General features: G+C 48.0%; 9 protein-coding genes. All 9 read right to left on the bottom strand.

Translation table 11 applies throughout. The features are described from left to right. Window positions 1–30: 30 nt before the first annotated feature. The 9 genes from GC097_RS31045 to GC097_RS31005 all read right to left on the bottom strand — a co-directional run bounded on the left by GC097_RS31045 (window position 31) and on the right by GC097_RS31005 (window position 14717). Entirely contained in the window at window positions 31–693 is a 663-nt protein-coding gene (locus GC097_RS31045; protein WP_171687133.1) for a response regulator, read from the bottom strand. After that, the gene (locus GC097_RS31040; RefSeq protein WP_171687132.1) at window positions 690–1928 is read right to left on the bottom strand and encodes a sensor histidine kinase; all 1239 of its coding nucleotides are present in this window, start codon (window positions 1926–1928) and stop codon (window positions 690–692) included. The genes GC097_RS31045 and GC097_RS31040 overlap by 4 nt, the downstream gene beginning before the upstream one ends. A gap of 23 nt (window positions 1929–1951) precedes the next feature. Beyond that, window positions 1952–2401, bottom strand: coding sequence for a CcdC protein domain-containing protein (locus tag GC097_RS31035; RefSeq protein ID WP_171687131.1), 450 nt, complete (start codon window positions 2399–2401; stop codon window positions 1952–1954). Between the two features lie 203 nt (window positions 2402–2604). Continuing rightward, window positions 2605–3345, bottom strand: a complete 741-nt coding sequence (locus GC097_RS31030; RefSeq protein ID WP_171687130.1) for a DsbA family oxidoreductase — start codon at window positions 3343–3345, stop codon at window positions 2605–2607. Between the two features lie 426 nt (window positions 3346–3771). Continuing rightward, window positions 3772–10251: an Ig-like domain-containing protein gene (locus GC097_RS31025; protein WP_171687129.1), complete on the bottom strand. Its 6480-nt coding sequence runs from the start codon at window positions 10249–10251 to the stop codon at window positions 3772–3774. A gap of 308 nt (window positions 10252–10559) precedes the next feature. Then, entirely contained in the window at window positions 10560–11291 is a 732-nt protein-coding gene (locus GC097_RS31020) for an ECF transporter S component (protein ID WP_171687128.1), read from the bottom strand. Continuing rightward, window positions 11258–12946: an ABC transporter ATP-binding protein gene (locus GC097_RS31015; RefSeq protein ID WP_171687127.1), complete on the bottom strand. Its 1689-nt coding sequence runs from the start codon at window positions 12944–12946 to the stop codon at window positions 11258–11260. Before GC097_RS31015 ends, GC097_RS31020 begins: the two co-directional genes overlap by 34 nt. Further along, window positions 12919–13809 carry an energy-coupling factor transporter transmembrane component T gene (locus tag GC097_RS31010; protein WP_171687126.1) on the bottom strand — a complete coding sequence of 297 codons (891 nt, stop codon included), beginning with the start codon at window positions 13807–13809 and terminating at the stop codon, window positions 12919–12921. Before GC097_RS31010 ends, GC097_RS31015 begins: the two co-directional genes overlap by 28 nt. Next, a complete protein-coding gene (locus GC097_RS31005) occupies window positions 13809–14717 on the bottom strand; it encodes a DUF4430 domain-containing protein (protein WP_171687125.1) in 909 nt (302 codons plus the stop codon). Before GC097_RS31005 ends, GC097_RS31010 begins: the two co-directional genes overlap by 1 nt. Window positions 14718–14742 lie beyond the last annotated feature (25 nt).

Below are 14742 nucleotides of genomic sequence, written 5' to 3'. Positions count from 1 at the left end.
TTCAGCAGCGAAGTCCGGACTCTTTGTAATTTACTTCACGATTCTATTGCGAATTGCATAGACGACGGCTTGCGTTCGGTCTTCGACGCCAATTTTTTTCAAGATGCGATGAACGTGTGTTTTCACTGTGCTCTCGCTGATATGCAGCTTCGCGGCAATTTCTTCGTTCCGTAATCCGTACGCCATCTCCTGCAGCACTTCATGCTCCCGTTCCGTAAAATCTTCCATCATCGAAACCGGCATTTGCTCGGCCGCCGCCGATGCTTGTATGGCATTCGCGATCACTTTGGCCGCTACAGCCGTGCGAAAAATCGCTTCGCCGCGATGCGCAGCCCTAATGGCATCAATCAAATCCTCAGGCGCAGCATCTTTGAGCAAATACCCCACCGCTCCCGCACGGATACCGTCATAGACATACCCTTCTAAATCGAAGGTCGTCAAAATGACCACCTTCGTGCTGGGAAAGGCCGCCATTATTTCACGGGTAGCCTCAATCCCGCTGCATTCGGGCATTTGCACATCCATCAAAATGACATTCGGACGGGAACTGGCAGCAAGATCCACGGCTTCCCGACCGTTCGCCGCTTCCCAAGCTAATTCCATATCCGTTTGCGCTCTAATCATATACCCGATTCCATGCCGGATGAGCTGCTGATCATCTACAATGGCTACGCGGATTTTGTCTTCTTTCATGACGGATCACCTTTCTCATGACGGTTAGTAAGCGGCACCTTGAACGTGATACCCAATCCATGCGGATCGCAAGGTTCAAATTGGCACGAACCTCCGATTCTCTCGCAGCGCGCAATCATTCCGGACATGCCAAACCCCGGTGAAAGTTCCGTATCCTTCGTGTAAATACCATCGTCTTTGACCGATAAAACGAGCATTTCCCGACTTTCATACAGATCAATCTCAACCTTCGCTGCCTCGGCATGACGAATGACATTCGTCAAAGCTTCTTGCAGCAAGCGATACATCAATTCCGAGATTCCGGTATTCCAGGGACGCATGGGCCCGGCACATGTAAACTTGATTGGCAAACCGCTCTGTTGCTGCACGTTTCGAATCAGGTTTTGCAATTCAGTTGGACCATTTCCTGAGTCCTCATTGGCCATTTGATGAACAACGAGCCGTACTTCCTTGAGACAGTTCCGCGCCACATCCAAAACATTGCTTATCGTTTGATCCATATTGCCGGGTTCCACTTTAATGACGTAGGGCAATGCCTGAAGCTGAACAATAACGGAAGTTAGTCCATGCCCAATACTGTCGTGAATATCTCTGGCAATTCTGGTTCTCTCTTCAAGTACGGCATACCGCTGCGATCGGGCCGTCGCTTCTTCCAGCTCGCGATGCGTCCTTTGAAGCTCTTCGTACGCCAGTTCCAATCGGGCATGCATATGACTTAATTCTTCCAAATGACGCCGGCTGCTTTCATTCGCTTCCCTTCGCATGCGCGCTCCCCAGAAGAGACCATATATCCCTGCGCCCGTTAAAGCGTTCAGCAGCAGTTCATTAAAGCCAACTTGTTTCATCATTAAAAGAAGCGCTGTGTTGGTCGCGATTACCGCGATCACTAACGATATGGAATGTACGGTCGGCAGCTTATAGGCCGCATAGCCGATAAGAAAAAACATCAGCGCAATCGCCGGCCTTTCTCCATGCAGCAGAACCCAATAGCTTACATTCGCCAGCCACAGTGCCGTGACCATGAGAACATGCTTGCTCCCGGCCTTCCATTGGGCCGGTATCCAGAGCAGCGCCATACAAGCTGCGGTAAGCATGATCCCAAGTCCAGTTTGTAAAACGGATTCCGAATCCATCGTTTTTGCGATGATATAGATAAAGATGCCGGTAATCAAAATGACTCGGAATTTTTGATACACTTTGGCAATAATAGTTGATAACCGTTGCTGAGCTTGCATACGAACACTTATCCCCCATCGTATTATCTGGTTGAGCCGCGTAATTGCTTATATCTTAGAAACAGGAAGTAACGTCTTGCGCATACGCTCCCCAGCGAAATAAATAATAGCGCACTGCTCAATGATACCAGAAGATGCGCTTTCCCCCAAGATTCTGCAAGCATGCGCAAGAGCACAATGCCCATGAATAAGACGATGCTGGCCCACGAGCTTTGCGAAGTTACTTTGCCCGATTGAGGGTGAATTCGGACTTTGTCAAGCTTTCCTCGCCATAGGCCGATGCCTATGCCGACAAACAGGCAAATCACATAGAGCAGAAGATTAAGCGGCGTCATAGCAGTCTTTTGCAAAACGTTTGAAAAGATTAACCATACAAACAAAGCAGGTGTAATCCACATGCGGGAAGGGCGAACTTCTCTTTCTCTAACCATTAGGAGAATAAGGATGACAAGCACAATTAAATAGGTATTCATTTTGAAGCCTCTCTTTCAATGTTTGGTGAACTCAGGATCAAGTATAAAATAAAATGAAATGAAAAAAGTCCACCCTCGAGTTGATTTTCGTGCTCTGCCCTCCACCTCTGGGTGGATCTGCATGCCTAGCCTTAATAAAAAAAGAAGATGCCTCAAAGGTCATATTGACCTTTAGAGACATCTCCTCTTTCATGTAAAAGTATTTATTTGTTAGTCTTTGGAACCTCACCGGAAGGTGCGGCACAAACGCCGTCAACACAAGCTTCGCCGGCATCATCCATGCCAGGCGCATTAAGTACAGTGAGCGGCTTCACTTCTTCCCAAGCTTTCTGTACGGCTTGAAGGAACACTTCGCTCGACTGAGCACCGGAAATCCCATATTTTCGATCGATCACGAAAAAAGGAACTCCCCGCGCGCCAAGCTGACTCGCTGTTTGCTCATCGCTGCGCACTTCCTTCGTATAATCGTCACCAGCAAGCATCGCGGCGACTTCGTTTTTATCGAGACCAACCTCTGCCGCTAGCTCGGCCAACGTTTCATGATCCCCGATATGTTTCGATTCTGTGAAATAAGCCTTGAGCAGCCGTTCCGTCATTTCGTGCATTTTATTGTGTTTGGCAGCGAATTGAGTCAAACGGTGCGCATCGAACGTGTTGGTCACAACCATCGTATCAAAATGATAGGTTAATCCGACGGATTGCGCCTGGCCGACCATTTGGTCATTCATCCCTTTGGCTTGTTCGCGGCTCATGCCGTACTTGGATGCCAGCATATCGTGAACATCATAGTCCACATCTTTCGGGGCGTTAGGGTCAAGCTCAAAGCTGCGGTAAATAACTTCCACTTCATTTTTATTCGGGAACTGTTCCAATGCGGCTTCAAATTTGCGCTTGCCGATGTAACAGAACGGACATGCAAAATCAGACCAGACTTCAACTTGCATATTGAGACACCTCCGCTAAATGATCCTTGTAATCCTCTCGATGTAATGATTATAGTTACAACGCAAATAGAAGTCAACTGTTACAGAATTGACTGATTTTTTGTTGAACTAACGTCCTATGCTGGGATATCCCTTGGGAACTGTTTGGTAAGGCTTTCTTTTATGTCAGTCTATTATCAAATAGGAACTATGATCCGCTAATTCTCAAAAAATCTGCATTACTGCAAACTGAGAGAACTACGATCCGCTATTTTAAGTAAATTGGACAAAAAAGAAGTTTTTCAGCGTATTAAGACCCTGTAGTTCCGTCTACCGCCTAAAAACTGCCCGTTTAGCTCAAATAGCGCCCTGTAGTTCCCCTCCCACAGATGTTATACAAAAAGCTGCCCCTCCGTCATCTGCGATGACTTTTGGGGCAGCCTCATGTTAATTGGATAACATAATTTTTTGCGCTACAGCAGCAAGATCAAGAATATCTATAACGCCGTCGTTATTGATATCCGCGCTTGCTAACCAGTTCGGACTGCTCAAGGTTTCTCCATAGTGACTAGCCACAATGGCCAGATCGCCGATACTGAATTTGCCATCACCGTTCAAATCCCCTGGTACGACTGTAATTTGTACACGAATGGATGCGCCTTGCACAAGCGTTTCTACGCCATGGCCGTCGGAGACGACCACGTCTGACAAGGAGACCGTGCTGCTCGCCGATTGCGCTGCCGGATTCGCTTGGAAGCTCAGCTTCAAGATCGCTCCGCTGTTGCTGTCCGTAATGGCATGATTTGCTCCTTGGCTGGCCGAAATGATGCGAATGTGCCCCGGAGTTCCCGCTTGACTCACAAACAGGCCATCGACCAACGGGGTTACCGCTTTTAACTGCATTTGCGCAGGGTCATAGTTCACGGTCATATCTTGAGCGTAAATGCCTCCGTTAACGATCGAGCCCAGACTGCTTAATCCATAGGTCAGATCAAACAATTGCTCCGGATAGACGACGCCTGTTCCCGTTAGGGTTGCTGTCGGCTGAGCGATTTGCACTACCGTAATATTGGCCAGAGCCTTATAGGTTGTGCCGGCTACGGTTCCTTGCACGCTGAAACTTCCTGCGGCCGCATATTGGGATGAAAGAATGCTGTCCCAGATGACAGGCAGCTGCATAGTCGTGCTATCGCTGTAAACCGCTGTTACTACTGAAGGCAATATAGGCGCCGTTCCTACGGATGTCGTGATACTGACCGGCGTAATGCTTGTAATCTGCGCCTGGACCGGCGAGTCAGCCAATAAGGCCGGCGCCGAAATCATAAATTTGCGGGAATACATATCCGTTCCCTTGGACCTTACCGCTACTTTGGACAAGTCAGTCAAGCTGCCCGGCAGCTCATAGCTTGTTGCACTTGCCGGCAAGTCGGCAAGCACCGTAGCGTTATTGTAAACCGTGTAACCTTCGCTCAAAGCGTTGGAGTCCCACTTTAGAACTTTCGCTGGTCCGCTGTCATCCACTTTCAAATTCTGCGGAGGCGTTGGAGCATTAAACACTTGAGCTTGCGTAAGGCGCGGTGGCCCTGTAAGATCTGTGCCTGTATTGCCTCCGGATGCATTTTCTACCGTAACCTTGATATATCTTGAATGATAGGTTTTACCAAGGTTAATAGGGTACGAGCTGTCTGCCGAATCCGTTCCGCCGTCGTTGCCGGCTCCATACGTATAGCCCTCGGCTGTCCGTTTATCCACTTGCGTAAATTTCACTGCGTCGAAATCGGCAGCTGAGGTATGGTTTGCGAAATCATCGGAAACATAGATGGTTGCGCCCTTCAACCGGGTCGATTTGGCAAACAATCTGATTTGGCTAAAATCCATGGCTTGCCCAAGGTCGATTACGAAGCTGCCTTTTTTCGCTCCGTCAGTACCCAGCCACGAATAATTTCCGATTTGATCCAAACTGCTCACATTGGTTACATTCCATAAAGTAGGATCTTGCAGTACGCCGTCAGTCAGTTTATTGGCATTCCCGTATCCATTACCCGCAGCTGACTGCTTCTGGATTGGGTTAGCGCCTGCTGTCGGCCCTACGTTATAAGCTTGTTTATTAAGCGCAAGATTGACGGACGAAATCCCTGACGCCACTTTGGTTATCGTGATATCGGAAAGCTGGAGTTCAGCATCAAAGGCAGAGTTATTGCCGCCGTTGGAGCTGCGGTAAATCCCCCACTTAGGACGTTCATACTGGTCAAAAGCAGCCGGGTACTCCGTCTCAAAGTTGCTGCCTTTTTCCGGCCTTCTCCATAAATCTTTCGTCCCATCGCCTGCGCCTTGATTGCCAAACACTTGATAAACATCCGGACTGTCAAAGGTATATACCTTCCCGGTTACCATATCCGTAATCTTAATGGTAAACCAGCCGGAATCCGAAATAAGCGCGTTAAGATCAACCTGAATCCAGTGGCTGTCGATCTCTTTTAACGGAATGCTCATCACGGTCTTATCGCCGTCCGAACGGTTATGATTCACAACAAGATTCCTGCTGGTCGTTCCGGAAATCGAGAAGGCGAGGATATACGCGCCGTTCTCACCGCCGGTGTTGCCGCCCGGCAAGGTGTCAGCCTTTTGGGCATTCACGGCCTTCAACTGGAAAATATGCCTGAAGTTCGACTGATTCCACTGGTTGCCGTCCGGAATATTCCACTTCCATTGATAGGAAACCAGGTCGCCATTATGGGCTACAAAATCGCCGGTTGAATCTTCGCTCGGACGAATTTCAATTCTTTGCCTATCATTTATAGCCGCTCCGCCAACAACATAGCCTTTATCCCAGTCAAAAACACCTTTGTGGCCATACTCGCCGTCGCGGACCTTATCCGCGAATTCATTGTTCAGGCCTCTGCCGTATTCGAATACCTTGAACACATTTTTGTTCAACACGCTGTCCCAGACGTTCGTGATATGGTCGTCGGCCGCAGTCGCCCGGGGCTGATCGCCATAATATTCGTGGTAAGCGTCTCTGATCCGCTTGGTCAATCCTTCTACCGGTTCGTCGGTACCCATGGCACCACCCAATACGTTAAAAGGAGACACGCCTTCAATTGCGTTCATCTTAATTGTCTTCGCATTCGCGCCATTCCCGCGGGCCGTTACATCCAATGCGAATATGGATGGGCTGCCGGTGTTGAAATTGAATGTAAATTCACTCGTGCCCAGCGGCAATTTGGCTAAGTATAAGGACGCAAATGTAACCGTACTGCCTGATACCGAGTAGTCGGTCGTTGGACGAAGCGCAGTGCCGCCCTTTGTTATCCCTGTAAGGGTCTGTCCAGCATTAAGCTGCATAGTTGCAGAAATAGGAGCACCCTGATCCCACGTACTGTAGGTACCCTTATCCGGTACAAGTACAGTTGTGTTAGAAACGGCATCTTTGCCATAAATTTTCAATCCGGATATCCCCATCATGGATGCCGCATCGTCTGTCCGTTTATCGCGGGGGCCGACTAGAACGGTGTTGATCATCACGTATCTGGCTGTAAACGGAAACAGAAATGTTTTGTTATCAAAGCCCCATTGTTGTCCGTTGTAGGTTACATAAGACCACAAGCCTTCTGTTTCCGTACCGCCCGCCAACGTCCATCCGTTCGCCCTCCAGTCGTAATTGGCCGCTGAATCAGAAGCCGTAGGCGCACTTGCCCAAGAACTGGGGCTATTGGAATAATAGACCTCGAATCTTGTCGCATTGCTCTGGATATTGGCGATCGTGTTCGGTATTTCAAGGTGAAGTTTATCAATCGTTTTTGGAGCGCCCAAATCCAGGGTTAAGGCTAGTGAAGATGGCGAATAGTTGCCCATGTATACATTTGAGCTTGAATTGCGCCAATATCCGCTTCCCCCGGACCGCAAAGCATCTGCTCCCGGATGATTAGCGGAGTCTTCCGAGCTTACCTTGAGATTCCCCCCAGCTATCGGTGTAAAACGGGACGGGTCCAATAGGTTGACAGAACCTTGGCCTACGCCTGCACCTGATCCCGTTACATTAATCGATGCAGTTGCGCTCAATCTTCCAATCTTAGCGTTGATCACAGCCGTGCCTGCACTTATGCCGGTAACCAGACCGCTATTATCGACAGCTGCCACAGACGGGTTACTGGATACCCATGTTACCGTCTTATTGGTTGCTTCTTCAGGCAGTATTTCTGCGCTGAGCGACTCGCTCTTGCCAACAGCAAGGCTTAAGCTGTTCTTGTTCAGTAAAACTGAATCTACCAGAGTAATCTCTTCAGGGGAAGTAAAGTTTATCGTATACTTCGTTGCACCCATAGCTCCTGAAGGGTCAGATACCGTAATTGTTACGGGGCCTGACAGGTAGTCGGACGGATACACGATATCGGCGTTCATTCCTGCAGATGCGACCGCTTCTACTTTTGGCAATGTTGAGGCTTGGCTCGAAAGGATTTGTGTATAGGCGGTTTGACCAGGTGAGAAGTTAGCGATGGTCGTTCCGTCTAATTTCAAGTCAGCAAGCTCAACCTTTGATCTGGATGGTTCGCCGAAGATGTTGAATACATTACTGCGAATTCCAGCTCCTTTCCCGCTGTCAAGCGTATTATTGACATCGGAGACAAGCAGTACATATTGAGCGGAGACCGGCTCGGTCAACGTGCGGTCAACTTTTTCGTTATTGCTAAGAGGAGTCGTTTTCCCCACGCCGGTAATAGCCGTCCAGGAGGCTCCGTGTGCCGTCTCAAGAGGCTTCTCCGTTCCCTTGGAACTCGTTGAGAAGTTATTGCCCTCCACAAGCTCGTCATACGCGGCTCCATCATTGGAATAGTAGACCTGGTAATTTTTCAAATAACTGCTGTTATTCGTCCATTCAATTTGAATTCTGCTGATATCAATTTTCTTCTCCAGTTGCACAGCCGCCCAGTATTGATGATTGCCTCCGTCTTTCGTTATCAGAGAGCTGTTCGCCTGCCAATAGGTGGCTGCATCGTTATCAATAAAGTTTTCTTTGACAATGCTGCCTGAGGATACAACCTTGATCTTAGCCCCCGGAATTACCGCCCAGTTCTTATAATCAGAAAGACTAACTTCTATATAAGGCCTGATGCTGTTCGTATTCGTAATACCTAAACCGTTAAAGTCGCCATAAATCTTGATTTTACCCGTGGTGTCAGGCTTGTAGCCATCCGGGTTCCAAGTTACGTTCACCTTTTCGATATTCCCTGTACTCAGGGTGACATCCAACTGCGAAGGCAATGGCAGGCTGCTAAACGCCGTGCCTTCAGAAGCCGCAATTTCTTTCGGCCTTGCCCAGGCAACAATATCTTTCGTTTGCGTCTTGGGATCCCAGCCATCGGGAAACACAAAGCTGGTTTTATCCCTTTTGATTAAGTAGACATCCGACAGATACATCGTTGAAGCTTGGAATTCGTCTGCGTAGTCCGCGTCTGCTGCGCCGTTATACATCCCGTGATACAGGCCCCACTTGGAACGGTTTTGCTGGCCTGCTTCAACAGGCAGGTCAACTCGCTCGATACGGCCGGTGGTCGGGTTCGCTGCTTCCGGGCGTCTGTAGGTCTCAGCCGTCATACCGCCTTGGAACAGCACCTCGCCTGTGCTCAGATCGACAAGTTTACCGTAAATATAACCTTTGTCAGCGGTCAAAATCGTTACTTGCAAATCAAGCCAGCGATCAACCACCTTATCAAAAGGAATCGTGAACAGCGGCTTTATTCTGTCCGCATAGAGAGAATCAGGATTGTTCCTGAATTCAAGTTGGCCTTGGCCATCACTGGAAACAAGCGAAAGGGTAGCTACTGGTTGGCCCGCTGCGTTGCCGGCAACTTCTTTCAGTTGAAAAATGTGCCAAAACCTCCGCGGATTAATGAAATCGCCAGCCTGATAGTTACTAACATCCTGCTGGAACTTTAAAGTTTCAGACGGAAGCATAAGCCGCCAGTGGTGGGTCATAATGTCGCCGCCCACACTATTTGCATCGCTATTCGCTGCATCGGTGTTGCTTTTAATCTCCAATCTCTGGCGGTCGCTGCCCACTGCGCCCCGATCGCCATCGTCCCTGCTCACGCCGCTTGGAGTAACGAAAGGCTTAAACTCGTGAAAGCGCAAAATGTCGGAGTTGAGCTTGTCCGTGCCGGGAACGTTGGCAATCCCGTATTTTGCAAGCATAGCCTCATCGTTTTTGCCTATGGTCTGCAGATACATGTTGTCTCCCAGCCAGGAGTCATTCACTGTCGAAGCCACAGGGTAGTCACCTGATCGATCATAGACGGATTCCGACCATGCTTTTCCGCTATACGACGAGGGGCTGCCCGGTCCTTCTATGGCACCCGTCGTGCTGCCATTGCCAATTCGGGACGCTCCCATAACGTCCCATGCGTCTTCGCCTCCCTTAATATTGAGCGGCAAATACTTGTCGTTAGCTCCCATAGTGTCTGCCATTGGAGGTACTTGAGTATCAACAGTAACCCTAATGGTGTATTTTCGACTGTTGCTGCTCACATTCTTATCCTTTACCACCAAATAATAAAGCGTAGTTCCGCTTGCTGAAAATTGATCCATTTTGGCGTCGCCTTTGTTGATGCCGCTGGCCGCAAAAGTAATCGCAGTCGTTTCGTTGCTTCTGTAAAGTGTCGCAGTTGCGCCTGGGTTCGTTGTTACATTCAGCATTTGATATAAGGTGCCGTAGGGCAATGATATACTAATTGTTGCCAGGTTAAGATCGACTACTGCGTTTGCCGGCTTGTTCACTTCTATGTCCAGTATGTCTAAGCTGTCTCCCGCCGCTGCCAAAACTGTTGACGCTGGAAAAACACTAATGATAAGCGAAAGTACAAGTGAGAATGAAAGAACAGAGCTTAATACCCTTTTTAGAACTCGTTGCTTAAACATCTTAAAAGACATCCAAAAGCCTCCTTGAGTCAAATACGGATCATTAAAAGAGGGAGTCAAGACAACAGCTGCTTTCCGTGCGATTTACAAATGAATGCGCGATCAAATCCGCCTTTCTTGGAATCGCTTCCAAATCATGAGGATCAAATTCAGCTCCTTCCTTCTCCTAGTTTCATTATTGTAAAGCACAAGCTTATTTTCGCAGATGGAAAAATTTATGATAGGGGTGTATTTTTTTAACATCTGGGGACGCAAAAAAACACGATCCCAAAAAGGTTCGTGTCAACATTTTCAATAATAATCCGTCGAACACACAAATTTCATTTATGTACAATCAGACCATATTTGATTTTTATACGCTCCAATTTCTCAATCATCGGGCCTGAGATAACGAAAAGAAAGAACACGGTAGCCACCGCATGCACCATATCAAACCAAAAACCTGAAATGTATACAGCAAGCAATCCTTCCCAAGTCAGCGTGGTTGAAACCATCATCAGGGAGCCTAAGTTGATAATTCCGCCATAGATGATCAAGGTGGATAAACCGCCGAACAGACATAACGAAAGTCTGCTCTTCTTAAGCCATCCTTTTTGAAATAAAATACCTGCCACAAAGCCGATAAGTCCAAAACAAAACATTTGCCAAGGCGTCCAAGGCCCTTGCCCGAAGAAGAAATTAGATACGAATCCAGCTGCGGCACCTACGAGAAAGCCAGCTTCCGCACCGAAACAAACCCCTGCAATAATGACTATCGCAACAACCGGCTTAAACTGGGGAAGCATGAAAAATGCCCCGCGACCCGCTACGGCAATAGCAGCCAGCACGGCGATAACGATGAGCTCTCTTGCTTGTGGTTTACGTTTTTCAAACACCATAGCAAAGGGAACCATCGTATATAAGATAATCAAAAGACTGATAAAGTAATATTTACGATCGTCGAGCACATAAATGCCTATCGCCATTGTTGCCGGAATGACAATAAGGATAAGCAGCGCCGAGAGCAGCGTTCGTCTGCTCAAGCGTTTGTCAGCTGCAAGCTTTTCTGACATAAATCAATCACACCTTCTATCGTTACTGCATCATTCCAAATATGACGCGCCATTCGATTTGCTGCTGTCGTATAGAAGCTGTTGCCGGAGAAAAAGGCATGAGCGGTATTGGAAGTAATGATGCTTCCATCAAAAAACATCGCGCATTCCTCCCCATACTTCGCACAAAACTCAATATCGTGCGAAACCATAACGATGGTAACGCCATCTTTATGAAGCTTTCTTAAGAACAAGCCTAACTTGTCTTTAAAAAATGCATCCAACCCTTTCGTTGGTTCATCGAGCAGCAGGATGCTCGGCTCAAGCAAAAGCACTTTGGCTAACGCCGCTCGCTGCTGCTCGCCTCCGCTGAGGTCATAGGGATGCATGCCCAGCAAGTGTTCAAGCTCTGCAAATTGAATGACAGCCTCAACTTTAGCTTTCTTTTCTTCCTTCGTGAGATTTGCCCCGGAAAGCATTTCGTAGAGATCCAATTCCACCGTCTTCTTCACAAATAAGGTTGCTGGATTTTGCGGGAGAACGCCTAAGCGGTTAACAAACAGTTCCTTAGCCTTCATTTTAGCAGGATTATCGCTATGGATGCGTACTTTTCCCCGATAAGGTTGCAGAATTCCGTTAATTAGGGATAAGGTCGTCGTTTTCCCGGTGCCATTCCCTCCGACAATGCAATAGAACTGCCCTTCTCTGACCTCGAAAGAAAGATCTTTGATCGTATCTAGGCCATTGCGTTCATGCCTGAACCAGACCTCTTTGAACGAAATGGCAACAGGGCCGGATGGGGCAGTGCTTTTTGTGCTAATTTCGGCATTCCGCGCAGGCGTTTTGTCAGCCAAATGAGCGCTTAGCCATTGTCGGCCTTCCTTGACGGTAACCGGACATTCTAAATGATTAGAAACACCTGCATAGATCTGCATCGGAGTGGGCATAGCGGCAAACATCGGATGGTTCAAGGAACGTAACACCTCGCCAACACGGGGCGGTGTATCATCCGCGATCACTTTGCCTTGATCCAGCACAACGAGCCGATCCGTAAGAGCCAGAACCTCCTCTAACCGATGCTCCGTCATAATGATCGTAGTTCCCAGCTCCCGGTTAATCTTGCTTACCGTTTCCAAGAAATCCGCAGCCGCGATAGGATCAAGTTGGGACGTAGGCTCATCCAAAATGAGCACAGCAGGATGCATCGCCATAATCGATGCCAGATTCAGAAGCTGCTTCTGCCCGCCGGACAGCTCTGTCACACTTTTGTGAAACCAGCTCTGAATCCCGAAAAAGCTTGCCATTTCAGCGACACGCAGCCGAATCGTCGAAAGATCGTAACCCAGGCTTTCCAGCCCGAAAGCAAGCTCATGCCAAACTTTATCCGTCACAATTTGATTGTCCGGATTTTGAAGAACAAATCCAATCTCGGAGGCTTGTGTGCGTTGGTCTACTTCATGGATGATTTTCCCTTGGTAAAAAATATCTCCACTACGCTTGCCGTGCGGGGTCAGAACCGTCTTAAGCTGCCTAAGCAGCGTGCTTTTCCCGCAGCCTGATTTGCCGCAAATCGTAATGAACTCTCCGCTTTGGATCTTAAGATGAATAGATGACAGCGCGTTCGTTTCATTCATCGGAAATGCAAAGCTTAGATCCTTGATGTCATAAATCTCCATTTGATTTCCTCCACAATTTGAATAATCACCGGCATCAGGCAAAGAATCGTATAAGCGATATATACGACCACACTAAGGGGCGATATCGCTTTGACATGAATCGATGGGAAATAGCGGATCGTATTGTATCCCATCCACGCGCCCGTGCCTACAACAAGCATGAGTCCTATCAGCACAAGACACGCAACTTTATCCCTGGTATCAAAACGGAATGTTGAGAAACTCGTACGACCGGGCAATCCGTATCCTCTAGACTTCATAGAATCCGCTGTTTCGATGGCATTTTCCAGTGCCCAGGTCGTCATGATGGAGAGAATTCGAATCCCGTTGCGAGCTCTTGTGACGATATTGCCTTGCGTTACATCTCTACCAATGCATTTCTGAGCATTGGAAATCACTTTTAGCTGCGCTAAATACCGGGGGACAAAACGAAGTACCATAGAGAGTATCAGCGACAAGGCGGGCAATATTTTACCAAAAATAAAAATAAATTTATCCGATGTCATCACCGCATTGTAGCAGGAGAACCATACAATTACCGTGACGTACATACACGCGGCGGCTATGCCGTACAAAATGGATTCGAGGGTAATCGGATTCCCATTTTGCAGATAAAACAGAATCGTAACACCCGCGTGACTAAAAACAGGGTTCATAACGGCCATAACCACAAGGAGCGGAATCATGTAAAACAGGTTGAATTTGACCGCTTTCTTCCCTTTGAGCATGATGGCGTACAGGGCAGCGCTGATAAGCGCTATGGCTTGAAAAACGGGATGCATGAACACCATGCTGCACACGAGTACGGCCACGAAATACATGAAATTTATGAAGGGATGAAAGGTAGAAAAGGAATCTCTCATTACTTTTTCCCTCCTCCCGCAGCCTTGCCGTCTCCGACATCGCGTCCAAGATCGCACGTGTAGACCCAATCGATGACATCGCCGTCTTTGAGCACATAGCGGCTGGCCCCATAATTCGGAAACCATCCGTTTACTTTATACATCCAACCGCTCAGCTCTCCGCAATCAAACTCATAAATATTATGAATGCCCTCGATATAATTGCTGTTATAGATAGGCGTCATGGAAAACTCCATATGAATTTTGTTCTTCTTCATCTCTCTGAGCAGCACATCAAATACAGATTCTCCCTCATAAAAGGTAACGGTTTGCGCTTGATAGATAACGCCGTCCTTCGGCAATACCTCCAGCTTATCTTTATTGAAGCTGCTCATATTATCCAGGATCGTTTTGCAGGTGACAGATAACGTCGCTGTTAATGCTTTTTTCTTATTGATCGTGACATCCTGCCATTCGACAGGCTTAGGTTTCCCCTCCGGGATCGGATCAGTTAAATATTTATCCTTCTTGGGTTCTGGTTCTTTCGTGCCCGCTTGGGGCTGCGTTGAAGGTTCCGGCTTGCTGGTCTCAGCAGCCGGCGGAGCCGAATTGGTGACGACGGGTGCTGCCGGTTTATCGGCAGGGATTGCTTCTTGAATGGATGATGCTGGCTTTGTTTCCTGAGGAATATCTGGCTTACTGGGTTCGTCCTTCTGTGCAGCAGCTTCCGGTTGAGGAGAATCCGCAGCCTGTTTGGTTTCCATTTGCTTCTCTGGCATTAGCGTTGAAGTTGGTATTTCGCCGGGCTGAGAGGCAATACTGCTTACAGCTGTCTGATTCGAACTTTTCGGACTGTTGCCGCCCCAGAAGAAAGCGATGGCCAAAACTCCGACAATTCCAATCGCAACGAGCCACTTCTTCATCGACATGTTGAATTCACACCTTTAATGAATA

The organism is Paenibacillus planticolens (assembly GCF_013141725.1).
Lineage (GTDB): Bacteria > Bacillota > Bacilli > Paenibacillales > NBRC-103111 > Paenibacillus_E > Paenibacillus_E planticolens.
The sequence above is the reverse complement of the archived record's forward strand: the minus strand, read 5'-3'. Positions and strand labels throughout refer to the sequence as shown.

Bases quoted from the DNA above. Each gene is read 5' to 3' on its own strand.
- GC097_RS31045 (WP_171687133.1), bottom strand. From the start codon at position 693: ATGAAAGAAGACAAAATCCGCGTAGCCATTGTAGATGATCAGCAGCTC.
- GC097_RS31010 (WP_171687126.1), bottom strand. From the start codon at position 13,809: ATGAGAGATTCCTTTTCTACCTTTCATCCCTTCATAAATTTCATGTAT.
- GC097_RS31020 (WP_171687128.1), bottom strand. From the start codon at position 11,291: ATGTCAGAAAAGCTTGCAGCTGACAAACGCTTGAGCAGACGAACGCTG.
- GC097_RS31030 (WP_171687130.1), bottom strand. From the start codon at position 3,345: ATGCAAGTTGAAGTCTGGTCTGATTTTGCATGTCCGTTCTGTTACATC.
- GC097_RS31040 (WP_171687132.1), bottom strand. From the start codon at position 1,928: ATGCAAGCTCAGCAACGGTTATCAACTATTATTGCCAAAGTGTATCAA.
- GC097_RS31015 (WP_171687127.1), bottom strand. From the start codon at position 12,946: ATGGAGATTTATGACATCAAGGATCTAAGCTTTGCATTTCCGATGAAT.
- GC097_RS31025 (WP_171687129.1), bottom strand. From the start codon at position 10,251: ATGTCTTTTAAGATGTTTAAGCAACGAGTTCTAAAAAGGGTATTAAGC.
- GC097_RS31005 (WP_171687125.1), bottom strand. From the start codon at position 14,717: ATGTCGATGAAGAAGTGGCTCGTTGCGATTGGAATTGTCGGAGTTTTG.
- GC097_RS31035 (WP_171687131.1), bottom strand. From the start codon at position 2,401: ATGAATACCTATTTAATTGTGCTTGTCATCCTTATTCTCCTAATGGTT.